Genomic DNA, 21153 nt, shown 5'->3' with positions numbered 1-21153 from the left:
CCCGGAATGACAGGAGAGACGAATGATCCCCGGCGAACTCTTCATCAAGGACGGCGAGATCGAGCTCAATGCCGGCCGCAAGACCGTGACGCTCTCGGTCGCCAACACCGGCGATCGTCCGATCCAGGTCGGCTCGCATTACCACTTCTTCGAGACCAACCCGGCGCTGAAATTCGACCGCAAGAAAGCCCGCGGCATGCGCCTCGACATCGCCGCCGGCACCGCCGTCCGCTTCGAACCCGGCCAGACCCGCGACGTCCAGCTCGTCGCACTCGCCGGCAAGCGCGTGATCTACGGCTTTCGCGCCGAGGTGAAGGGGAAGCTGTAGCGCCATGCTTCCCGCTGTCCGCATGGTCTCCGAAGCTGCCGAGCTTGCCGCGCACCGTCATAACGGGATGGCGCGCAAGGGGCGGGGGAGTGAGCCTTACATCAACCATCTCGCCGAGGTCGCGAATCTGCTCGCGCAGGTCACTAACGGCACCGATGCCGAACTGGTGGCTGCCGGCTGGCTGCACGACACCATCGAGGACACCGAGACCACGCGCGAGGAGCTCGCGCAGAAGTTCAGCGCGCGCGTTGCCGATCTCGTTGTCGAGTGCACCGATGACATGAGCCTGCCAAAGCCTGCCCGCCGGCAAAAGCAGATCGAGGATGCTCCGCACAAATCTCCCGGTGCAAAGCTGATCAAGATCGCCGACAAGATCAGCAATATCGGCGCGCGGATCGTGCCGCATCCGAGCAAGGACGAGCGCGACGATCTCGCCGACTATGCGGCCTGGGCCGACAAGGTCGTTGCCGGTTGCCGGGGCATCAATCCGCGGCTTGACCGCATTTTCGACGACGCGATTGCGCGCGCCAAGGCCGCGCTGGCTGAAACTGGGGGCTGACATGTCCGTGAAGATCAAGCGTTCCGTCTATGCCGACATGTTCGGTCCGACCACCGGTGACAGGGTTCGGCTTGCCGACACCGATCTGATCATCGAGGTCGAGAAGGATCTCACCACCTATGGCGAGGAGGTGAAGTTCGGCGGCGGCAAGGTGATCCGCGACGGCATGGGGCAGTCGCAGGTGACCAACGCGCAGGGCGCGGCGGATACCGTGATCACCAATGCGCTGATCGTCGATCACTGGGGCATAGTGAAGGCCGACGTCGCGATCAAGGAGGGCATGATCGCGGCGATCGGCAAGGCCGGCAATCCCGACATCCAGCCCAATGTCACCATCGTCATCGGTCCCGGCACCGACGTGATCGCCGGCGAAGGCAAGATCCTCACCGCCGGCGGTTTCGACAGCCACATCCATTTCATCTGCCCACAGCAGATCGAGCACGCGCTGATGTCTGGCGTCACCTCGATGTTAGGGGGCGGCACCGGCCCCTCGCACGGCACCTTCGCCACCACCTGCACGCCGGGTCCGTGGCACATGGGGCGGATGATCCAGTCGTTCGACGCCTTCCCGGTCAATCTCGGCATTTCGGGCAAGGGCAACGCCTCGCGTCCGGCGGCGCTGGTCGAGATGATCAAGGGCGGCGCCTGCGCGCTCAAGCTGCACGAGGACTGGGGCACGACGCCGTCCGCGATCGACACTTGCCTCTCGGTGGCGGACGACTACGACGTCCAGGTGATGCTGCATTCGGACACGCTGAACGAATCCGGCTTCGTCGAGGATACGGTGAAGGCGTTCAAGGGCCGCACCATCCATGCCTTCCACACCGAAGGTGCCGGCGGCGGCCACGCACCGGATATCATCAAGATTGCCGGGCTGAAGAACGTGCTGCCGTCCTCGACCAATCCGACCCGGCCGTTCACCCGCAATACCATCGACGAGCATCTCGACATGCTGATGGTGTGCCATCACCTCGATCCGTCGATCGCCGAAGACCTCGCCTTCGCCGAGAGCCGGATCCGCAAGGAGACCATCGCCGCCGAGGATATCCTGCACGACCTCGGCGCGCTCTCGATGATGTCGTCGGACTCGCAGGCGATGGGCCGGTTGGGTGAGGTCATCATCCGCACCTGGCAAACCGCGGACAAGATGAAGAAGCAGCGCGGGTCGCTGCCGCAGGACAAGGGCAACGACAACGACAATTTCCGCGTCAAGCGCTACATCGCCAAATACACCATCAACCCCGCGATTGCGCACGGCGTGTCGAAGCTGATCGGCTCCGTCGAGAAGGGCAAGATGGCCGACCTCGTGCTGTGGTCGCCGGCGTTCTTCGGCGTCAAGCCGGATTGCATCATCAAGGGCGGCTCGATCGTAGCGGCGCCGATGGGCGATCCCAACGCCTCGATCCCGACGCCGCAGCCGGTGCATTACCAGCCGATGTTCGCCGCCTTCGGCAAGTCGCTGACCGCATCCTCGGTGGTGTTCACCTCGAAGGCCGCGGCGAGCGGCGGTCTCGCCCGCAAGCTCGGCACAGCCAAGAAGCTCTATGCGGTGCAGAACACCCGCGGCAAGATCTCCAAGAAGAGCATGATCCACAACGACGCGACGCCCGAGATCGAGGTCGATCCCGAGACCTATGAGGTACGCGCAGACGGCGAACTGCTGACCTGCGCGCCGGCCGAGGTGCTGCCCATGGCACAGCGCTATTTTATGTTCTAAAACCCATCCCGGTAACCAGAGCGTCTTCGAGTGAACTGGATTTCCGGTTCGCGGAAAGAAAACGCGTCAAAACAAGACTCAAGCCAAAACAGAAAACCGGGAGGAATTTCCGTGATTTACGTCGTTGCCACGCTGACCATCAAGCCCGAGACCCGCGCCGAATTCATCGCCGCGGCGACGGCCTGCATCAAGGAAACCCGCAAGGAGCCCGGCAACATCGCTTACGATCTGCATGAGAGCGTCACCGACCACAGCAAGATGGTGTTCGTCGAGCAGTGGGAGAACGCGGAGGCGCTGGTGCCGCATCGCACCGCCGAGCACATGAAGACGTTCGGCCGGGTCGCGGTGAAATGCATGGCCGCGCCGCCGAAGATCGAGGTGATCACGCCCGAGAAGGTCGACGTCCGCTAACGAAAAAAGAAGGGAGATAATCCATGATCTATGTCATCGCCACCACGCCGATGAAGCCGGAGAACAAGGACGACTTCATCAAGGGGCACAAGGCCTGCACGGTCGAGACCCGCAAGGAGAAGGGTTGCATCTCCTATGACGGCAATGTCAGCGTCAACGATCCCAACCTCTATGTGGTGGTCGAGCGCTGGGAGAGCCGCGAGGATCTCAACGGCCATGCCAGGGCGCCGCACATGAAGGTATGGCGCGAATATTCCGCTAACATGAAGACCGGGCCGACGGTGATCGAGATCATCAGCGACGCCAAGGTCGAGAAGCTCTGAGGCATCGATGATCCGCGCCACCAAGGTCCTGGGACAGCACCGCTGGAAGGAAGCGCCAGCCGATACCGTCGTGCTAGATTTCGACGACCGGCACCGGCGGCGGATGGTGATGTCAGGGACGCGCGGGCTCGAATTTTTGCTTGATCTCGAAAACGCCGTCGCGCTGCGCGGCGGCGATGCGCTGGTGCTGGAGGACGGCCGCCTCGTCGAGGTGGTCGCAGCTCCCGAGCCGCTGGCGGAAATCCGGGGCAGCGATCCGCATCATCTGATCCGGGTCGCCTGGCATCTCGGCAACCGTCATCTGCCGACCCAGATCATGCCGAAGGGCCTGCGCATCCGCAGGGATCACGTGATCGAGGCGATGGTGAAGGGGTTGGGGGCCCGTGTCATCGAGATCGAGGCGCCGTTCGATCCCGAGGGCGGCGCCTATGCGGAGCATGCGCATGCCGACGAGCACGCGCATGGTCACACCGGGCACGATCATGCCCACAGCCATGCGCATGATCACGGTCACCACCATGACCATGATCATGGGCCTGACCATGACCACCACCATCATCATGACGAGCATTGCGAGCATGCTCATCATCACCACGATCACTCCCATGCTCATGACCACAAATGAGCCTGATCCCGCCGCGCTGCGCGGTGGGATGGCGGAGGACGAGGCGGCCGCGCTGTACCGGCTGATGACATGGCTGTCGCCGTCCTTTCCGGTGGGGGCATTCGCCTATTCCAGCGGCATCGAATGGGCGGTCGAGGCCGGCGACATCACGGATGCCGCGTCGCTGCGCGGCTGGCTCGCCGCGATGCTTTCCGACGGCAGCGGATTTTGCGACGCCGTGTTTCTCGCGCAGAGTTTTCGCGCGGCGTTGCAGCCCAATCATGCCGGGCTGAAGCAGGTCGCCGAGCTTGCCGCGGTCTTCGTGCCGTCGCGCGAGCGGCAGCTCGAGACCACGACGCAGGGGCGCGCCTTCATCGAGATCGCCCGTGCCGCGTGGAATTCGCCCGGCCTCGACGCGATGATTGCGGCTTGCAACGGCCCTGTCGTCTACCCCGTCGCGGTCGGCATCGTCAGCGCTGCACACGGCATTCGGCTTGCGCCGGCGCTGCACGCCTTCCTGCATGCAGTGACCTCGAACTGGATTTCCGCGGGCAGCCGGCTGATCCCGCTCGGGCAGACCGACAGTCAGCGCGTGTTGGCCGGTCTCGAGCTGGTCGTTGCTGCGACCGCGGCGCGGGCCAATGCGGCCTCGCTCGACGATCTCGGCGGCGCGACCTTTCGCGCCGATCTCGCAAGCCTGCGTCACGAGACGCAATACACGAGGCTGTTCCGGTCATGATGCATCCTCCGCTGTCGTCCCTGCGAAAGCAGGGACCCATAACCACAGGGGGTGGTTGTTGCGGATGGTGTCGGCCACTGGACCCGGTTGAAGGATCACGCGGTATGGGTCCCGGCTTTCGCCGGGACGACAATAGAGGGACTTGTTGATATGCCCACTTCCCACGGCCCACTTCGTGTCGGCGTCGGCGGCCCGGTCGGCTCCGGCAAGACCGCGCTGATGGACCTGCTCTGCAAGTCGATGCGCGAGCGCTACGACATCGCCGCGATCACCAACGACATCTACACCAAATGGGATGCCGAGTTTCTGGTGCGCTCCGGTTCGCTGACGCCGGACCGCATCGCCGGTGTCGAGACCGGCGGCTGTCCGCATACTGCGATCCGCGAGGACGCTTCGATGAATCTCGCCGCGGTCGCCGACATGCGGGCAAAATTCCCCGACCTCGATCTGGTGCTGATCGAATCCGGCGGCGACAATCTGGCGGCGACCTTCTCGCCGGAATTGGCCGATCTGACGATCTACGTCATCGACGTTGCCGCCGGCGACAAGATCCCCTCCAAGGGCGGCCCCGGCATCACGCGATCCGACCTCCTGGTGATCAACAAGATCGATCTCGCACCCCATGTCGGTGCGTCACTCGAGAAGATGGACACCGACGCCAGGCGGATGCGCGGCGAGCGGCCCTTCGTGATGACCAACCTGAAGAAGAGCGACGGCCTCGATCGCATCATCAGCTTCATCGAGACCAAGGGCGGCCTTCGGTCGCAGGGCAAGGTCAAGGCGGGTTAGGCCAGCTAGACGTTAATCATTGTGGCAGGGTCGGCCAGTCCCGTCATCCCCGCGCAAAGGCTTCGCCTTTGTCGCTGGAGGTGCGAGCGGAGCGAGCCTCGAAGGATGTACGGCCACGGGTGGGGCCGTTCACCCTTCGAGACGCGCGTGCCGCGCTCCTCAGGGTGACGGTGAACGAGCGAGTGCGCGCACCCGCCGCAAAAAAGCTGCGCAATCGCCGGAACAATTTCCAACTTTGCCGATTAGCAACCTTTGGCGCCGCCAAAGACCGCCGGGTGGCGTCGTCGTTAATGCTGCCGACCGGCTCCTGTTGCGGACCGATGATCGCTATTCCATATTCCTTTGCGGCGGGCTTTCATCGCATCCTGATTTGTCGCCGCCCTTGCAGAAGCCAGATGACTTCCGTCCCCTTTCGCCACCCCCTGATTGCCGAGTAAGCGTGTGGTTCGACTGGGCTTCATCGTTGCCTTGATTGCGCTGATCGGAGTTCTGCTCTCCGGTCTTGCCGCCTATCGGGTGCACGATCAGGAGCTCGCGATCGACGGCATCGCGCTGGCGCGGGCGATCGATGTCCACGCCAGCCTGGTGCAGGACCGCCTGACCGAGCGCGAGCTGCTGGCGCGGGTCGCCTCCGGGCTGTTCCGGGCGCCGTCGATGGTGAAGGCCAACATGCTGCAGCCGCTGCGCTCGGCGATCTACGCCTTCAAGACCGATTTCGTCGTCGCCGCCTGGATCGCGCGGCTCAAGCCGGACGAGCTCGCCGCGGCGGAGGCCGAGCTGAAGGCCAACGGCTTCACCAATCCGACGATCCGGGATTTCGACGACCAGGCGCTCGACCTCAAGGCGCTCGACAAGCCGATCAACGTGCTGATGGACGTCGAGCCGCGCAATCCGGAGACCTTGAGCATTCCGGGCCGCGCCTTCGACCGCCACTCGGTGGTGGGCCCGATGCTGGCACGGGCGATGGCCAACGCCAAGCCGGTAGCCTCCGATCCGGTGCCGCTGTTGCGGCAGAACGGCCCGGTCGGGGTCGTGCTCGCCGCGCCGGTGTTCCAGGAGGGCGCGTCCGAGCCGGCCGGCTTCATCACCTTCTCCTATGAGCTGTCGTCGCTGATGCTGACCAACGATGACAGCTCGCTGTTCGCGGTGGCGTTGAAGGATCCGCGCGACTCCAACGACGAGTTCACCGCCAACGAGCAGGGCATCGTCACCTCGCGCGCGGTGCGCCAGGACGGCCCGCTGCCGTCGATGGTGCGCACGGTGACGTTCGGCGGCCGTGACTGGTCGCTCGACTATTACGCCAAGAGCAACGCCACGGTGCGTGCGCAGCAGACCGCGACCATCGTCGCGGCGATCGGCCTCGCGCTGACCGGCATCGTCTGCGGCCTGTTCGGCTATGTCGCCTATAACAATTTGCGCCTCAGCCGCGAGATCGAGGTCCGCATCGGATTCGAGCGCCGGTTGACCGCCGTGATCGACGAGCTCAACCATCGCGTCAAGAACATCCTCGCGGTGATCCAGTCGATCGTGACCCGCACGCTGCGGCACGGCGCCGATATCGATGTCGCGCGCGAACTCTTGATCGGGCGCATCCATGCGATGTCGAACGTCGTCACGCTGCTCAGCGAGAGCCAGTGGCAGGGCGTCAAGCTGAAGGGCCTGTTCGAATCGCGCGCGATCCCGCATGCCGACCGGATCGCGGTGAACGGTCCCGACATCACGGTCAGCGCCCGCGCCGCCCAATCGCTGTCGCTGCTGTTCTTCGAGCTCGCCTCGCATTCCGACGAAGGGCTGTCACTGGTCGGCAAGCACCCGCACATCGTCGCCAATTGGGAGGTCGTCGGCGAGGATGCGGACTTGGTCTTTCATTTCCGCTGGGAAGAGTTCAACACCAGCCAGGCGACGCGGCGAGCCGACAGTGATTTCGGCCTGATCCTGCTCGACCGCGTCGCGCCCGAGGCGCTCGGCGGCACCGCGAAGCGCTACTTCACCGACGTCTCCTATGTCTATGAACTGACCGCGCCGATGGACACCGTCGTCGACATGACCGAGCGCGACCGCACCGAGCAGTTCTCCGCGCCGCTGCGCCCGGTGAAGAAGTAGCGGCTGCCTCAGGTTGTGTGATCGGATCGACGCGCGGATTGATCGAAATCACGCGCGCAAGCATGCGCCGGCGTCATCGTGACCAATGCCCACTATCAGTAATAGACCGCAACCGATTGTTAAAACTTCGTTGAACATGCTTGGGCATATACCGAGCAGGATACCGTCTGAGGACCCCGATGAGGCTTTGGGTCAGCCTGACCTTGCTCGCGGCAGTTTTGCCGGTAGGGCTGTCGCTTGCCTTGACTCCGGCAGCGCCGCCCGGCGACCCTGCGACAATCCGTGCCAGCTATCGGAGGCCGGACGTCGTTCCGTTCCCGAGCCGCAATCCCTATTCGGAGGCGAAATCCGCGCTTGGGCAACTGCTGTTCTTCGATCCGCTGCTGTCGAGGTCAAAGACACACTCCTGCGCGAGTTGCCACAGGCCATCCCTTTCATGGGCCGATGGCCTTCCGCGCGCCATCGGTGAGGATCCCAAGGGCCTGCCGATCCGCTCGCCGACATTGATCGATGTGGCCTTCTTCGAGCCGCTGGGATGGGACGGTAAGTTCAGGGATCTGGAATCCGTTGCGTTCGGGCCGATCCTCAGTCCGGCGAACCTGAACATGACCGAGCCGGAATTGATTGCGCGACTTTCGGCGATCCCCGGCTATGTCGATGCCTTCGCCCACGCATTCGGAGACGGCGCGATCACGCGGCCGAGGATCGAGGCGTCATTGGCGACCTTCGAGCGCTCCATCGTCGCAGGCGAGGCTCCGTTCGACCGTTGGATCAAGGGCGACGACACCGCCATCAGCAAATCAGCCCAGCACGGCTTTGAGCTTTTCAACGGCAAGGCACGTTGCTCGGCTTGCCACAGCGGCCCGTCGTTTTCCGACGGATCCTTCCAGGATATCGGCACCGCCAAGGGCCATGACATCGGGCGCGGCCGTTTCTTTCCGACCTCGGCGAAGCTGAAATATGCGTTCAAGACGCCGACATTGCGCGACGTCGCGCGCCGCGCGCCCTATATGCACGACGGATCGGTGGCAACGCTGGAAGATGTCATCGAGCTTTACAACAAGGGTGGGATCGATCGGCCCAGCCGATCGCCCGACATCAAGCCGCTGTCCCTGACGGCAGAGGAGAAGAACGACCTCATCGCCTTCCTGCAAACCCTGACCGCAACGGCCCCGCCGGTGGCAGGCGTCCCCAAACTGCCGCGCTGACCTCGGCTCAACGCGGTTCAGAACGAGGTTCGTTCAGGACAGGTGCGGCAGCGCCGCGCCCAGGAGGCCGAGCCCCACGATCACGAATGCGCCCGCGCAGGTCTCGAGGGTCGCTGCGCGCGCGGCGGACGATCTTGTCAAACAGGCGAGGGCCGACCCCACCCCGATACTTACGACGCTCAACGCTCCGAACACTGTACCGGCCTCCCGATCCGATTTGTCCGGATTTCACTACGACAGTTGAATTGAGCTCCCGTGCCGGAATTAGCTAAAATTTGAGGCAACCGGCTGTAAAGACTGCACTAAGGGACAGGCCGGGGGCTCGCCCGCCACGATTAACCACAATGCAACCACGGGATGTCCCGGCAGGCGCAAAGCTTAAAATTTGATATAAGTTAAACAAGTCCTTAAGTGTGTGGGCGGTTGGTTCAATGTTTAGTGGATGGGCGCGAGATACCGTCTCGGCGGTGCGCTCCTTTTTCGCCACGTGCCTTGCAGCGGTTCTGTTTTGTGTCGTCGCCGCGCGCAGTGCCGAGGCACATGTCAAATGGTTTTGTGCCTACGATGTCGCCGGTCAGCCCCGCGGACTCGAGAATGTCCTTTGCCTGGATTTCGAGCTGCTGCTCGGCGTCGCCATCTTCTGGCTGTTTGCGGGTTGCCTGATCGAGCCCACCTCGCTGGGTGACGCCACGATCCGGGTCATGGACCGTGTCACCGAGGGACTGCGGCTGCGCACCGAATTGATGATGCGCGCAGTGTGCGGGTTCTTCTTCATCTCGATCTGGGCCGTGGGCGGCATCCTGCTGACGCCCGAGTTGAAGACGACATCGCCGTACGTCGGCGCGCTGCAGCTTGCGATCGCTGCCGGGATGCTGTCACGCCGCACGCTGCCGCTGTCGGCGGCGGGGATGGTGGTCCTGTTCGGGATCGGTGTGCGCGACTACGGTGTCTTTCACCTCGCCGATTACCCGATCTTTCTCGGTGTTGCCGCCTATTTTGCACTGGTTGGGTTGAACAAGGATTTGTTCGGAGTTCGGCCGATCGATGTGATGCGCTACGCCGCCGCGGTGACGTTGATGTGGGCCTCGGTTGAAAAATGGGCCTATCCGGAGTGGAGCTTCCCGCTGCTGATCGAGCATTCCGCGATGACGCTGGGCTTCGACAACGAGTTCTACATGCGCGCCGCCGGCATGGTGGAATTCACGCTTGCCTTTGCCTTGATCTGGACGCCGCTGATCCGGCGTTGCGCCGCCACCGTGCTGACGGGGATGTTCATCAGCGCGTGCTTCGAATTCGGCAAGATCGACACGATTGGACACTCGGCGATCATCGCTGTCCTGCTTGCGATTGTCGCCGACAACAAGGTGTTGTCGCGCGACCGCCGTGCGCCGTGGCTCGCCCCGGTCGCGCTCTGTGCCGCGCTGTCGGTGACCTTGTTCGTCTATTATTTCGGCCACGCCGCGATCTTCAAGACGTCGGTCCTGTAGATCGCCGCCGCCTGGGGCGGCTATTTGGCGACGTGGACCGCGAGCTTCATCTTCGGGTGAATGCCGCACAGCACGGTGTAGTCGCCGGGCACCGAGAAGGTGACGTCGAACTTGCTGCCCGGCTGCTGGTCACCCGAGTCGAAGCTGAACGTATCAGTGCTCAAATAAGCGTGATGCAGCAGTTCGCCGTCATCGTTAACGAACCGTAAAACCTCACCCCGCTTGATCGAGATCTGCGCGGGTTTGAATTCACGATCCTTCTGCGAAATGACATAAGGGGCTGCGCCCAAAGCTGCTCCAATAAGCGCTCCAGTGACGATCGCCGCCGCAAACGGCACGCGGCCGAACTGGCCCAGGCGCAAGGCGCGCAACAAGCCTGACTGCATGAGACCCCCGCTGAACCTCGAACACCAAATATCGGCTATCCCGGGCTGCAAATGTGGCTCCCGGATCACCTGTAAGGGTGATTATCGCCAGCTGATCTTAACGATTTCAGCATGAGTTCCAGTCACTACTAAAGCAATTTTGAGCAGACAGTTATTTTCCGCAGTGCTGCGCGTTTCTGCGTAGCTTGAGTATCGAGCACTACGGCGAAACGCGGGCATGGACAGCCTATTTGGCAACCTCAAGGTAAAGAGCGGTGCGGCCTTTCGGTTCGCAACCGTCCGCCTTTCGCGTCTTGCCCTGACCAAGGGTTCGATCCGCAGCCAGATTCTGATTTTTTGCCTTGCTATGAGCGCCGTTGCGGTCGCCCTCGGCGGGTACTCCATCCTCGGCATCCGCCATGCCGGCGATCTGGTGGCCAAGACGTTCGACGAATCCCTGATGTCGATCAACTATGCACGCGCGGCCGGTGCGGATTTCGCCGCGATGCGGGTCGCCTCGTCGCAACGCCTGCTGACCACGGATCCGGAGATTCGCGCCAATCTCGATGGCCAGATTGAAAAGCTCGCGAAGACGCTCTCGGAAGACCTGGCGATTGCTGCCGATCGGTCGCAATCCTCGCGCGCTGCGCAAGCCGCCGCTAAGGTTCAGGAAGCCGCCGACGCCTGGATGGCGCTGCACCGGCGCGCGATCGGACCGTCCACGGAGGGCAGCGCGGCGGCCGATCCGCGCGCACCGGGTGCGACGGTCGGCGATGTCGATCGCTACTCCAAGATTGTCAGTCAGCAGGTCGAGCTGCTGGTCAATTATACGGCCGGCGATGGCTTCCTGTTCAGGCAAAAGGCGCTCTCGACGATCAAGCGGGACCTGCAGCTCAACGTGGCCGGGCTGACCGTCGCGCTGTTTCTGTCGGCGCTGTTTTCGTGGCTGCTGGCGCGCCGCATTATCGGGCCGGTCGCGATCGCATCGCGGGCCGCGCGAAGCATCGCCGGCGGCGACCTCGACGCGACCATCCCCAAGGGCGGGACCGACGAGCTTGGCACGCTTCTGACCGCAATGGAAACGATGCGCGACAACATCCGGCGGATGGTCAATCAAGAAGTATCGCAACGCCGCTCGGCGCAGGCACGGCTTTCCGATGCGCTCGAAACGTCGCGTGAGGGCGTCGTGCTGCTCGACGCGGATGGCCAGGTCGCGCTGGCCAACTCGCGCGCGAGTGAATTCATCCGTCTCTCGCCGCAGCTCCTGCAGTCGAATCCGCTCGATGCCGCCAGGCTGGCGCCTGCCGACGGTGACATCGATGGCTTTGCGAGCGAGGCGCAGCTTGCGGATGGACGCTGGCTGCGCGTCAGCCGCAGCGAGACGCAGGAGGGCGGCGTCGTCCTCGTCTACAGCGACATCTCCGCGCTGAAGCAGCAGAAGGCCGAGCTGCATGAAACCAATCTGCGGCTCGACGCGGCGCTCACGCACATGTCGCAAGGATTGTGCCTCTACAACAGCGAGGCGCGGCTGCAAGTCGCCAACCGCCGGTTCTGCGAGATCTTCGATATATCGCCGGAGCTTGTCGTTCCCGGAATGACCATGGAGGAGGTGCTCGACCTGAGCATCGCCGCGGGCAATCACGGCGAGCGGACCGTCACCGACCTGCTGGCGGAGCGCGAGCGCTCGATGGCCCTGCACGACGGCAATTATCTGCAGCATCTCAGTGATGGACGGATCATTGCGATCGCGCAACGGCCGACATCCGATGGCGGCTGGCTCGTCACCTGCGAGGACGTCACCGAACAGCAACGGGCGGAATCGCAGATCGCGTTCATGGCCCGGCACGATGCCCTGACCAAGCTGCCGAACCGGACGTTGCTGGCCGAGCGGATCGAGCTGGCGGTTGCGCAGGTCGGCCGCGGGCTCGGCTTCGCGGTGTTCTGCCTCGATCTCGATAATTTCAAGCAGGTCAACGACACGCTCGGGCATCCGGTCGGCGACGAACTGCTGTGCGCGGTCGCGGACCGGCTCAACGCCTGCGTCCGCGAGGTCGACACCGTCGCGCGTTTGGGCGGCGACGAGTTCGCGGTCATCCAGTGTGGCGTCCAGGGCGGCGACGAGGCCGAACGCCTCGCGCGCCGCATCGTGGAATGCGTGGGTGCGCCGTACGAGCTGAACGGGCATCGCGTCGTCGTCGGATGCAGCGTCGGCATCTCGATGTCGCCGGGCGACGGCACCACCGGCGAGAAGCTGCTGAAGAACGCCGACGTCGCCTTGTACCGCGCCAAGATGGAAGGCCGCGGCACGTGGCGCTTCTTCGAGCCTGCGATGGACGCCAGCCTGCAGCGGCGTCGGGCCATCGAGCTCGACCTTCGCGAGGCGATGGTCAAGGACGAGTTCTCGTTGTTCTACCAGCCGCTCTACGATCTCCATCTCGACCGCATCTGCGGCTTCGAGGCGCTGCTGCGCTGGCATCACCCCAAGCGCGGGCTGGTGCCGCCGGACCAGTTCATCCCGATCGCGGAAGAGATCGGCCTGATCGGCCCGCTGGGAGAATGGGTGCTCAATCGCGCCTGCGAACAGGCGACGACCTGGCCCAGCGAGATGAAGCTCGCGGTCAACGTATCCGCGGTCCAGTTTCGCGATGCCGACTTCACCGACGTCGTCGTCGGCGCGCTCGCGACGTCAAAATTGTCGCCGCGCCGGCTGGAGCTCGAAATCACCGAGTCCGTGTTCCTCGCGAACAGCAACGAGACGCTTGCAACGCTGCACAAGCTGAAGGCGCAGGGAGTGCGCATCGCGCTGGATGATTTCGGTACCGGCTATTCCTCGCTGAGCTATCTGCGCAGCTTCCCGTTCGACAAGCTCAAGATCGACAAGTCCTTCGTGCGCGATGCGACCGCGACGCATGGATCGAAGTCGATCGTCCGCGCCGTCATCAGCCTCGGCAGAAGCCTCGGCATGACCACGATCGCGGAGGGCATCGAGACCGTCGAGCAGCTGGATCATATGCGGGCCGAAGGCTGCAACGAGGCGCAGGGCTTCCTGTTCAGTCACCCGGTCCCGGTGACCGAAATCGCAGCCAAGATCCTCGAATTGAGAAACGGCTTCAAGCCGGCGTCCGTCAAGGCGATGGCCAGCTGACGGCGCGCTCAGCGTCACCGGGCCTTGCAGGCCAATATAAAAAGGCGGCCCTCGGGCCGCCTTTTCTCATCTATCGCCGTGGTCGCGCTTAGCCGCCATTGCCGCCGATCACGGCACGCACGGTGTTGTCGGGGCCGAAATCCTCGGCGCTGTCGACATAGAGCAGCGCGGAGAGCTTCGATCGCGCGCGGTTGACGCGGCTCTTGATGGTGCCGACCGCGCAGCCGCAGATTGCCGCGGCATCCTCGTAGGAGAAGCCGGACGCGCCGACCAAAATCAGCGCCTCGCGCTGGTCCTGCGGCAGCTTTTCAAGCGCGGCGCGGAATTCCTCGAATTCCAGATGCGCCGCCTGCGAAGGCTGGCTCTTCAGCGTCTTGGCATAATTGCCCTCGGCATCCTCGACCTCGCGCCGCCGCTTCCGGTAGTCGGAGCGAAACAGGTTGCGCAGGATGGTGAACAGCCACGCGGGGAGGTTCGAGCCGGGCTGGAACGAGTCGATGTTGGCGATCGCGCGCAGCAGGGTCTCCTGCACCAGATCGTCGGCGCGGTCACCATTACCGGACAGCGAGATCGCGAACGCGCGCAGGCTCGGGACCGACGCAAGGATATCGTCGCGAAGTTCATTCGTGAGAGGCATTAGTCCCCTCCATTGTTCTTGTCGGTATCGCCCCCGGCGACGGCCGCCGCCGCAGCCTCCGGCCCGTCGAGTTTGCGGATCAGCTCCGCAAAGCGGTCGGGTACGCCCTGTCGCACCACGTCATCGTACATGGCGCGAAGCTGGTGGCCGATTCTCGATTGAATCTCGGCGTTGAGACCGCCCTGCTTCTTTACTTCCTTCATGATGTGATCCACGCTTCCCCGGGAGTTAAGTCTCTGATTTCCAAGTCGTTTCCTCGAAAAAAGAGGCTGGCCGCGTTGCCTCGTCGGTCTGGAGCTAATGCAAAGTTGCGCAGAAAGTTCCGGAATGCTGGAACTATTTCGTGGAACTTTTTCGGCTTTCGCGCGTAGTCGGCGATGCAGGGGAACCGGGGTCGTCCCAGAACTGGATTCTGCCGCCCCCAGACAACGGGTTTCAGGCCGCCAGGCCTCACGAACAAGGATGGAGTGGGAATGTCCCGATCGCAGATCGTTGCCGAACACCTTCCGCTGTTGCGCCGTTACGCTCGCGCACTGACCGGAAATCAGGCGTCGGGGGACGCCTATGTCGGGGCCATGCTCGAGGCCCTGTTGCAGGATGGATCGTTGCTGGATCAGACCCACGGGCCGCGCGCCGGCCTGTTTCGGCTGTTCACCCAGATCTGGAATTCGGTGTCGGTGAACAACAACGACAATGCCGACGTGGCGACGCTGTCGCTGCCGCCGGAGCGGCGGCTGTCGAACATCACGCCGCTGCCTCGCCAGGCCTTCCTGCTGCTGTCGCTCGAGGGCTTCTCGGAGGAGGAGGTCGGCTACATTCTCGGCACCGATATCGCCGAGACGCGCAAGCTCACCGATGCCGCCGGCCGCGAGATGGCCGCCGAGATCGCCACCGACGTCCTGATCATTGAGGACGAGACCTTCATCGCCATGGACCTCGAGAGCCTGGTGAAGAATCTCGGCCACAACGTCATCGGCGTTGCGCGCACGCATTCCGACGCGGTGGCGCTCGCCAAGAACAAGAAGCCCGGCCTGATCCTCGCCGATATCCAGCTCGCCGACGGCTCGTCGGGCCTCGATGCCGTGAACGAGTTGCTGCGGACCTTCGAGGTGCCGGTGGTGTTCATCACCGCCTATCCCGAGCGCTTCCTGACCGGCGAGCGGCCGGAGCCGGCATTCCTGATCTCAAAGCCGTTCCAGCCGGCGATGGTGTCGGCGGTGGCGAGCCAGGCGCTGTTCTTCCAGCGCAACTCGCGCAACCGCACGCCGCGCGCGGCATCGGCATGATCTGAGTTTACGCAAGGAAGCAAAATCCAGACCGGCGTGCCGAAAGGTACGCTGGTTTTTTTTAAGCCTTCGATCGCGACGTTACTGCGGCGTCACGCGGACCGGCATCGTGCTGAGCGCCCGCAGGCCCGAGCTGTCGCGGAAGGCCGTGGGGCCCGCAATCTCGATCTGCCTGACGCGGCTGGCGAGCGCGGTGATTACGGCTTCCGCTTCCAGCCGCGCCACCATCTGCCCGACACAGCCGTGGATGCCGATGCCGAAGCCCATGTGTCCGGAGAGCCGCCGTCTGACGTCGAATTGGTCGGCATGCTCCCAGCGCGTCTCGTCGCGGTTGGCGGAGGCGAGCAGCAGCAGCACCTTCTCGTGCTTGCCGATCCTGACGCCGGCGATCTCGGTGTCATTCGGCGTGGTGCGGAACACGAACGGCGCCGGTGAATCGAAGCGCAGCGTCTCGTCGAATGCCGCGCGCGACAACGACGGATCGGCTGCAAGCAGCGACCATTGCTCGGGATGGCGCGCAAGCGTGTACAGCGCCATGCCGATCGCGCTGATCGTGGTGTCGAGCCCGGCCGAGAGCAGCGAACGCACCAGCAATGGTGCTTCCTCCGCGCTGATCTCGCCGGCGTCGGCCGCCTCATAGACCTGCGCGCCAAAGCTGCCCGGGCGCAGCGCCTCGCGCTGGCAGCGCGCCGCGACCCAGGGCAGCACGCGGGGCGCCTGCTGCATCAGATCGCGAAAATAATCGTTTTCGGGCCCGAAGCCGGCGAACACCATCGCGCCATAGGTCAGGAAGTTCTCGCGGCCCTCCTGGTCGATGCCGAGCGCGTCGGGAAACACGCTGACCGGAAACACCTCCGCGATGTCCTTGATGGCGTCAAACGATCTGCGCTCGACCAGCCCGTCGATCAGCCGCGTCGCCGTTGACTTGAAATCATCTGCAAGCCGCCGCATCGCGCCGGGTGAGAGGATCCGCGCCAGCACCGCGCGGGTTCGCGTGTGCAGCGGCGGATCGGCTTCCAGCACGATGCTTGGCGGTCGCCACGGCTTTTCCGTGAAGTGGTTCGCAAGTCCCGCGCCGCCGGCGTTGCTGAAATTGACATGGTCTCCGAAGATCGTCTTGACCTCGGCAAAACGCGGCACCGCCCAGATGTCATATTTGGTCAGGCGGACGACCGGCGCCGCGGCACGCAGCTCCGCATAGGTGCCGTAGGGATCGGCCCGCGTCGCCGCGCTGAACGGATCGAAATCGCTGCGGGCCATTTCGCCTGCAAGGGAGCTCGCTTGGCTGCTCATCGGGTCCTCCCGTCTTGTCATTAGTTAATTGACCATAGTCAATTAACTCGCATAGTGCAAGGGCGGGGTTGCCATTGGGGCGGGTGCGCGGCATGGAGGCGCGAGGCAGATGGGGATGTCGATCGTGGAGCGAGCCAAAGGCGCACGGCGCTTTCAGCGCAGGGCGCGCCAGGAGGCCGACAAGGAGGCGCTGAAGGCGCTGATCCTTAAGACCGCGCGCAAGGAGTTCGCCGCCGGCACGCTGGAGACCGTATCGATCCAGAAGATCGCCGACGCGATCGGCTACTCCAAGGGCACCGTCCTCAAATATTACCCGACCAAGCTGTTGCTGCTGCTCGCGGTGAAGCAGCAGAATCTCGAGGCGGTCGCCGAACGCCTCGAGCGGGTCCGCGCGGAGACGGCCGACAGCGATCTGCGGCTGCGGCGCGTGATGGAAACCTATCTCGATTACTGGGCCGACAATCCCGATCACTTCCGCTCACTGTTCTCGATGTCCGGTACGATCGAGGACCGCCGTTTTCCCGACGGCGTCTATTTCGGCGAGACCGAGATTGCGCGCCGCAGCTACGAAATGTTCGTGATCTCGGTGCGGGAATTTCTGGCGGCACATGGCGCCGAGCCGGCGCCTGGCCTGCCGCAGCGGCTCGCAACCGCGCTGCTGGCGGCGACCCACGGCGTGGTCGCGCTCGCGCTCGGCACGCCGACCATGAAACTGCCCGACATGCGCGGCACCGGCCGCCTGCTCATCGCAAGCCTGATCGATGCCTGGACGGCCAGGCTTGCCGCCGCTCGGAAAAACGACGGCTGGCCGCGGATCACGATCGGCACCTTCGCCTGACGGAGCGGTGTCCGCACGTGCCGCGCGTCCCTGCATAGGCCACGTCCCCCTCATACGCGAAGCGATGTGGAATCCCGGGCGTTCGCCTGCTAAGCGCCGCCCATGGATACGACGCAGCGCGATAGAACGGCGGGCTTTCTCTGCCTGGTGGTGACGGCCTTCGGCTGGGCCCTGAACTGGCCGCTGATGAAGCTGTTGCTGCAGCAATGGCCGCCGCTGTTCGCCCGCGGGCTTGCCGGCACCTGCGCGGCGGTGATCCTGGGCACGCTGGCGCTGGCCCGCGGACAATCGCTCGCCGTGCCGCGCGAGGCGATCCCGCGGCTGCTGTTTGCCTCCTTCACCAACGTCTTCGCCTGGATGGGCTTTGGCACCATCGCGATGAAATTCGTCACGGTCGGAGAGGGCGCGCTGCTCGCCTACACCATGCCGATCTGGGCGATGCTGTTCGCCTGGCCGGTGCTGCACAGCCGCCCGACGCTGCGGGATCTTGCGGCGCTGGTGCTCGGCGTCGCCGGCGTTGCGCTCCTGCTCGGCAGCAATGGCTTTGCGTTCAGCGCCGACAAGCTCACCGGTATCGCGCTGGCGCTCGCCTGCGCCATCCTGTTCGCGCTCGGCAACGTGCTGAATCGCAAGCCGCTGCCGATGCCGCCGCTCGCGGTGGTCGCCTGGCAGGTCGGCATCGGCTGCCTCGTGATGCTCCTGCTCGGCATCCTTTTCGAGCATCCGAACTATGCCGCGATCACGCCGCTCGGACTCGGCTGCTTTGCCTATATGACGCTGATGCCGATGGGGATCTGCTATCTCACCTGGTTCGAGACGCTGCGCCGCCTGCCGCCGACATCGGCGTCAACGGGCATGCTGCTGGTGCCTGTCATCGGCGTGGTGTCGGCCGCGATCATTCTTGGTGAGCCGCTGGGCCTGCGCGAGATCGGCGCCATGGCACTGACGCTCGGCGGCGTGACGCTGGCGCTGCAGCGGGCCTGACGCAAAGGAGGGAACGGACATCGGCGCATCGCGTTCTCCCGAAAAGGGAGCTTGGCCATGCGCAAGGCGATCGCGCGGCTTGATGCGGAGCAGAGGGCGCAACTGCTTTATCTCGCAGATCTCGGCACGGCGATGTTCACGTCGGCCCTCGTGGTGTGCAGCCTGAAGGCGATTGTCGACCTGTTCGCGAGTTGAAACTGCCAACCCTTGCGCCAACGCGCCCTCAATCCTCTTGCGGCGCGTCCCCTTGGGTGTGCCCCTCAGGGCCTCGGTTGAACACCCCATAATCGCTCGATTTCACTCCTGCCCCCCCATCGACGCCAATGCCGGCCAGACCGAGCTTGAGCAGCTCGCGGACCGCCGCGGCGCGGGTCGGCATGCGGTGCTTGAAGCGGAAATCGTCGAGGGCTGCCAACTCCTCCGGCGATAGCATGACCTGAAGACGCTCAGCGCGAAGCTCATTCATCGCAAAACACCCAGACTTAGCTTGTTGAGTAATTTGCTAAACCGCCAAACTCGCGTGTGGTTCCATCGGTTGAGACAAAAACGCTGATTGAGTAAATTTATCAAATGAAATCAATAGCTTAGATAAAAAATAAAGGAACGGTCCGGCCACCCATCTCGTTATGCTGCTGGAGAGATGCCATGACCAACCACGTCAAGCTTCCCCGCAAGCTATCCGAGGAGCCGGAAGCCCCGAAACCGCGGCGTCCGAGCCACGCGAAAGTCATCGAGCAACTGGACCGCTGGGCCAACAGCCCCGGTCTTCAACCGCCAAAGGTCGATAATGCAGAGGACGATTCAAAAGCGGAAGCGATCTGAACCCCACACATTCGAGCAGCGCCTCGAGGAACACCGCGTGCGACTTGAAAGCCGGCTCGCGCAACTGCCGCGCGGTGCCGAACGCGAGCAGATCGTCGCGCGCATCGAGCAACTGCGGACAGCCGTCGAATTGAACGCGATGCTGTCGCCGGCCGGCTGAGCCGAGAAGCGAAACGGCGGAACGGCCCACTTGCTCCCGCCGCTCCACCCGCCTACCATTCCCATGTTGATGGGGATGGAGTCCCCCGATAACCGCCGCAAGGCTGATGACTCCTACCGGGCGCGACAGCGTCGGTAGGAGCATGCGCCACCGCCGACCCGCCGTGTCCCGCGAATGAGAAGGGACAGCGCATGACGGGTCTTCCTGGTTCACTCTCAATCGCATTGTCGCTGGTCGGGTCGATCTGGCTCGTCGGTGTCGTCGCCCTGCTGGTCGGCGCGCCGGGCGAGCTGGTCGCGGCGACCTTCGTGCTTGGGTTGGTGGCGGGCTTCGTCGAATGGCGAGCCGGAAAGGTGGAGCATTGAACGTTCAGTTGTTGGCGGCGGTCGCGATCGGCGGTTCGCTGGGATCGGTCGCGCGCTATCTGGTGGCGATCGGCGCGGGGCGCCTTGTCGGTACGGAATTTCCCTGGGGCACGCTGGTGATCAACATCGTGGGTTCATTCCTGATCGGCGCCTTCGCGGAGGCGTTCGCGCTGAGCTGGAATGCCAGCCAGGCGATGCGGGTGTTTCTCACCGTCGGCATTTGCGGCGGCTTCACCACCTTCTCGACCTTCTCGCTCGATGCGATCGTGCTGATGCAGCGCGGCGAGCTATGGTCGGCCGGCGCCTACATGGCAGCCTCCGTTGCGCTTTCGATTCTCGCGCTGTTCGGCGGCCTGCTGCTGGTGCGGGCGTTCACGACTTGATGGTCAGCTAAGCGGTCGCTTTTCCGTCATCCTGAGGAGCGCGGAACGCGCGTCTCGAAGGATGCACGGCCAGGCTAGTGGCCGTACATCCTTCGAGGCTCGCCCAGCGGCGCAATTGCGCCGCAAGGCTCGCACCTCAGGATGACGGGGCGAAATTGACGAATGGATATACCAGTCTCGCTAGGCGCTAATCAGTCGCGCGGCGGCCGGTGCGTGGATTGAGCGGTGCGGTCGGCGGCCGTCTCAGCGCCTCGGGCAGGAACGGCTCGCCGCGCTTCGGCGTGGCGTCGGCGCGCACATCGGCGGCCCATTGCGCACGTTCGTGCGGCGTCTGGTTGTCGTTGAAGCTTCGCTTCACATCGACGCCGTCGACGGGATCGTTGACGCCGTTCCGGCTGGCGGGATGGTCGACGCCGCTGTGGATGTCACTGGAGTTGCCCATCGCGGCCTCCGTGCTCGGCGGATCCGGATCAGGATTTGATCCTGGATCCAGGACTTCTGCACCAACGTGGCCGGCGCAAGCGCCGTTCCAAACATGAAAGTGAAGGGCGGGAGGTACCGTCCGCCGCCCGGAATCCTTGGCGCGTCCGGGACCAGCCGGTAGGAT

At 64.0% G+C, this 21153-nt stretch carries 26 protein-coding genes and 1 riboswitch; of the genes, 20 read left to right on the top strand and 6 right to left on the bottom strand.

Annotated elements, in window-relative coordinates; all coding sequences use genetic code 11:
- The first annotated feature begins 22 nt into the window (after positions 1 to 22).
- The 11 genes from ACVIYL_RS04570 (at position 23) to ACVIYL_RS04520 (ending at position 10268) form a co-directional block, all read left to right on the top strand.
- Complete coding sequence (locus ACVIYL_RS04570; protein ID WP_028334688.1) at positions 23 to 328, top strand: urease subunit beta; 306 nt, start codon at positions 23 to 25, stop codon at positions 326 to 328.
- Positions 329 to 332: 4 nt separating this feature from the next.
- Positions 333 to 887, top strand: a complete 555-nt coding sequence (locus tag ACVIYL_RS04565) for an HD domain-containing protein (protein WP_456777854.1) — start codon at positions 333 to 335, stop codon at positions 885 to 887.
- Position 888: 1 nt separating this feature from the next.
- Positions 889 to 2604, top strand: coding sequence for an urease subunit alpha (gene ureC, locus ACVIYL_RS04560; protein ID WP_253604700.1), 1716 nt, complete (start codon positions 889 to 891; stop codon positions 2602 to 2604).
- Between the two features lie 111 nt (positions 2605 to 2715).
- Positions 2716 to 3015 (top strand): putative quinol monooxygenase, encoded by a 300-nt coding sequence (locus tag ACVIYL_RS04555; RefSeq protein ID WP_024581875.1) that lies wholly within the window; start codon positions 2716 to 2718, stop codon positions 3013 to 3015.
- 23 nt (positions 3016 to 3038) lie between these two features.
- Positions 3039 to 3338 (top strand): putative quinol monooxygenase, encoded by a 300-nt coding sequence (locus ACVIYL_RS04550; protein ID WP_028342270.1) that lies wholly within the window; start codon positions 3039 to 3041, stop codon positions 3336 to 3338.
- A gap of 7 nt (positions 3339 to 3345) precedes the next feature.
- The gene (locus tag ACVIYL_RS04545) at positions 3346 to 3963 is read left to right on the top strand and encodes an urease accessory protein UreE (protein WP_456777853.1); all 618 of its coding nucleotides are present in this window, start codon (positions 3346 to 3348) and stop codon (positions 3961 to 3963) included.
- A complete protein-coding gene (locus ACVIYL_RS04540; protein ID WP_456781779.1) occupies positions 3944 to 4681 on the top strand; it encodes an urease accessory protein UreF in 738 nt (245 codons plus the stop codon). Before ACVIYL_RS04545 ends, ACVIYL_RS04540 begins: the two co-directional genes overlap by 20 nt.
- Before the next feature lie 150 nt (positions 4682 to 4831).
- Positions 4832 to 5470 (top strand): urease accessory protein UreG, encoded by a 639-nt coding sequence (gene ureG, locus ACVIYL_RS04535; protein WP_028334695.1) that lies wholly within the window; start codon positions 4832 to 4834, stop codon positions 5468 to 5470.
- 441 nt (positions 5471 to 5911) lie between these two features.
- Positions 5912 to 7573, top strand: a complete 1662-nt coding sequence (locus ACVIYL_RS04530; protein ID WP_225161328.1) for a CHASE domain-containing protein — start codon at positions 5912 to 5914, stop codon at positions 7571 to 7573.
- A gap of 179 nt (positions 7574 to 7752) precedes the next feature.
- A complete protein-coding gene (locus tag ACVIYL_RS04525; protein WP_456777852.1) occupies positions 7753 to 8781 on the top strand; it encodes a cytochrome-c peroxidase in 1029 nt (342 codons plus the stop codon).
- Between the two features lie 503 nt (positions 8782 to 9284).
- Positions 9285 to 10268, top strand: a complete 984-nt coding sequence (locus tag ACVIYL_RS04520; protein WP_456781778.1) for a hypothetical protein — start codon at positions 9285 to 9287, stop codon at positions 10266 to 10268.
- Between the two features lie 20 nt (positions 10269 to 10288).
- Here ACVIYL_RS04520 and ACVIYL_RS04515 read toward each other — a convergent pair whose 3' ends face one another.
- Complete coding sequence (locus tag ACVIYL_RS04515) at positions 10289 to 10654, bottom strand: methylamine utilization protein (RefSeq protein WP_028334698.1); 366 nt, start codon at positions 10652 to 10654, stop codon at positions 10289 to 10291.
- A gap of 217 nt (positions 10655 to 10871) precedes the next feature.
- On the opposite strand from ACVIYL_RS04515, the gene ACVIYL_RS04510 reads away from it, so the two are divergent.
- Positions 10872 to 13778 carry an EAL domain-containing protein gene (locus ACVIYL_RS04510; protein WP_456777851.1) on the top strand — a complete coding sequence of 969 codons (2907 nt, stop codon included), beginning with the start codon at positions 10872 to 10874 and terminating at the stop codon, positions 13776 to 13778.
- 88 nt (positions 13779 to 13866) lie between these two features.
- Here the strand turns inward: ACVIYL_RS04510 and ACVIYL_RS04505 are convergent, their stop codons facing one another.
- Together ACVIYL_RS04505 and ACVIYL_RS04500 are read right to left on the bottom strand one after the other, a co-directional pair.
- A complete protein-coding gene (locus tag ACVIYL_RS04505; RefSeq protein ID WP_016847265.1) occupies positions 13867 to 14415 on the bottom strand; it encodes a sigma-70 family RNA polymerase sigma factor in 549 nt (182 codons plus the stop codon).
- Positions 14415 to 14618 (bottom strand): NepR family anti-sigma factor, encoded by a 204-nt coding sequence (locus tag ACVIYL_RS04500; protein ID WP_018269610.1) that lies wholly within the window; start codon positions 14616 to 14618, stop codon positions 14415 to 14417. The genes ACVIYL_RS04505 and ACVIYL_RS04500 overlap by 1 nt, the downstream gene beginning before the upstream one ends.
- Positions 14619 to 14888: 270 nt before the next feature.
- Here ACVIYL_RS04500 and ACVIYL_RS04495 point away from each other — a divergent pair, with 270 nt between their 5' ends.
- A complete protein-coding gene (locus ACVIYL_RS04495; protein WP_016847263.1) occupies positions 14889 to 15701 on the top strand; it encodes a response regulator in 813 nt (270 codons plus the stop codon).
- Between the two features lie 81 nt (positions 15702 to 15782).
- Here the strand turns inward: ACVIYL_RS04495 and ACVIYL_RS04490 are convergent, their stop codons facing one another.
- Positions 15783 to 16994, bottom strand: coding sequence for a cytochrome P450 (locus ACVIYL_RS04490; protein WP_456777850.1), 1212 nt, complete (start codon positions 16992 to 16994; stop codon positions 15783 to 15785).
- Positions 16995 to 17109: 115 nt separating this feature from the next.
- Between ACVIYL_RS04490 and ACVIYL_RS04485 the strand changes: the two genes are divergently transcribed.
- The 3 genes from ACVIYL_RS04485 (at position 17110) to ACVIYL_RS04475 (ending at position 19011) form a co-directional block, all read left to right on the top strand.
- Entirely contained in the window at positions 17110 to 17832 is a 723-nt protein-coding gene (locus ACVIYL_RS04485) for a TetR/AcrR family transcriptional regulator (protein ID WP_253609809.1), read from the top strand.
- Between the two features lie 102 nt (positions 17833 to 17934).
- Positions 17935 to 18816, top strand: a complete 882-nt coding sequence (locus ACVIYL_RS04480; protein ID WP_456777849.1) for a DMT family transporter — start codon at positions 17935 to 17937, stop codon at positions 18814 to 18816.
- A gap of 57 nt (positions 18817 to 18873) precedes the next feature.
- Positions 18874 to 19011: a hypothetical protein gene (locus ACVIYL_RS04475; protein WP_310882004.1), complete on the top strand. Its 138-nt coding sequence runs from the start codon at positions 18874 to 18876 to the stop codon at positions 19009 to 19011.
- Between the two features lie 28 nt (positions 19012 to 19039).
- Here ACVIYL_RS04475 and ACVIYL_RS04470 read toward each other — a convergent pair whose 3' ends face one another.
- Positions 19040 to 19282: a hypothetical protein gene (locus tag ACVIYL_RS04470; protein WP_310882003.1), complete on the bottom strand. Its 243-nt coding sequence runs from the start codon at positions 19280 to 19282 to the stop codon at positions 19040 to 19042.
- 179 nt (positions 19283 to 19461) lie between these two features.
- Here ACVIYL_RS04470 and ACVIYL_RS04465 point away from each other — a divergent pair, with 179 nt between their 5' ends.
- From ACVIYL_RS04465 to crcB, 4 genes are all read left to right on the top strand, one after another.
- Complete coding sequence (locus ACVIYL_RS04465; RefSeq protein ID WP_194295308.1) at positions 19462 to 19638, top strand: hypothetical protein; 177 nt, start codon at positions 19462 to 19464, stop codon at positions 19636 to 19638.
- 37 nt (positions 19639 to 19675) lie between these two features.
- Positions 19676 to 19798 carry a hypothetical protein gene (locus ACVIYL_RS04460; RefSeq protein ID WP_456777848.1) on the top strand — a complete coding sequence of 41 codons (123 nt, stop codon included), beginning with the start codon at positions 19676 to 19678 and terminating at the stop codon, positions 19796 to 19798.
- Positions 19799 to 19860: 62 nt separating this feature from the next.
- A riboswitch (Fluoride riboswitch) is annotated at positions 19861 to 19921 on the top strand.
- Between the two features lie 68 nt (positions 19922 to 19989).
- A complete protein-coding gene (locus ACVIYL_RS04455; RefSeq protein WP_225161321.1) occupies positions 19990 to 20163 on the top strand; it encodes a hypothetical protein in 174 nt (57 codons plus the stop codon).
- Complete coding sequence (crcB, locus tag ACVIYL_RS04450) at positions 20160 to 20546, top strand: fluoride efflux transporter CrcB (RefSeq protein WP_310882002.1); 387 nt, start codon at positions 20160 to 20162, stop codon at positions 20544 to 20546. The genes ACVIYL_RS04455 and crcB overlap by 4 nt, the downstream gene beginning before the upstream one ends.
- A 187-nt stretch (positions 20547 to 20733) precedes the next feature.
- Here the strand turns inward: crcB and ACVIYL_RS04445 are convergent, their stop codons facing one another.
- Positions 20734 to 20988: a hypothetical protein gene (locus ACVIYL_RS04445; protein WP_310883143.1), complete on the bottom strand. Its 255-nt coding sequence runs from the start codon at positions 20986 to 20988 to the stop codon at positions 20734 to 20736.
- Positions 20989 to 21153 lie beyond the last annotated feature (165 nt).

The organism is Bradyrhizobium sp. USDA 3315 (assembly GCF_054056795.1).
Note: the sequence above shows the minus strand (reverse complement) of the source record. Positions and strands in the feature narration are given on the sequence as shown.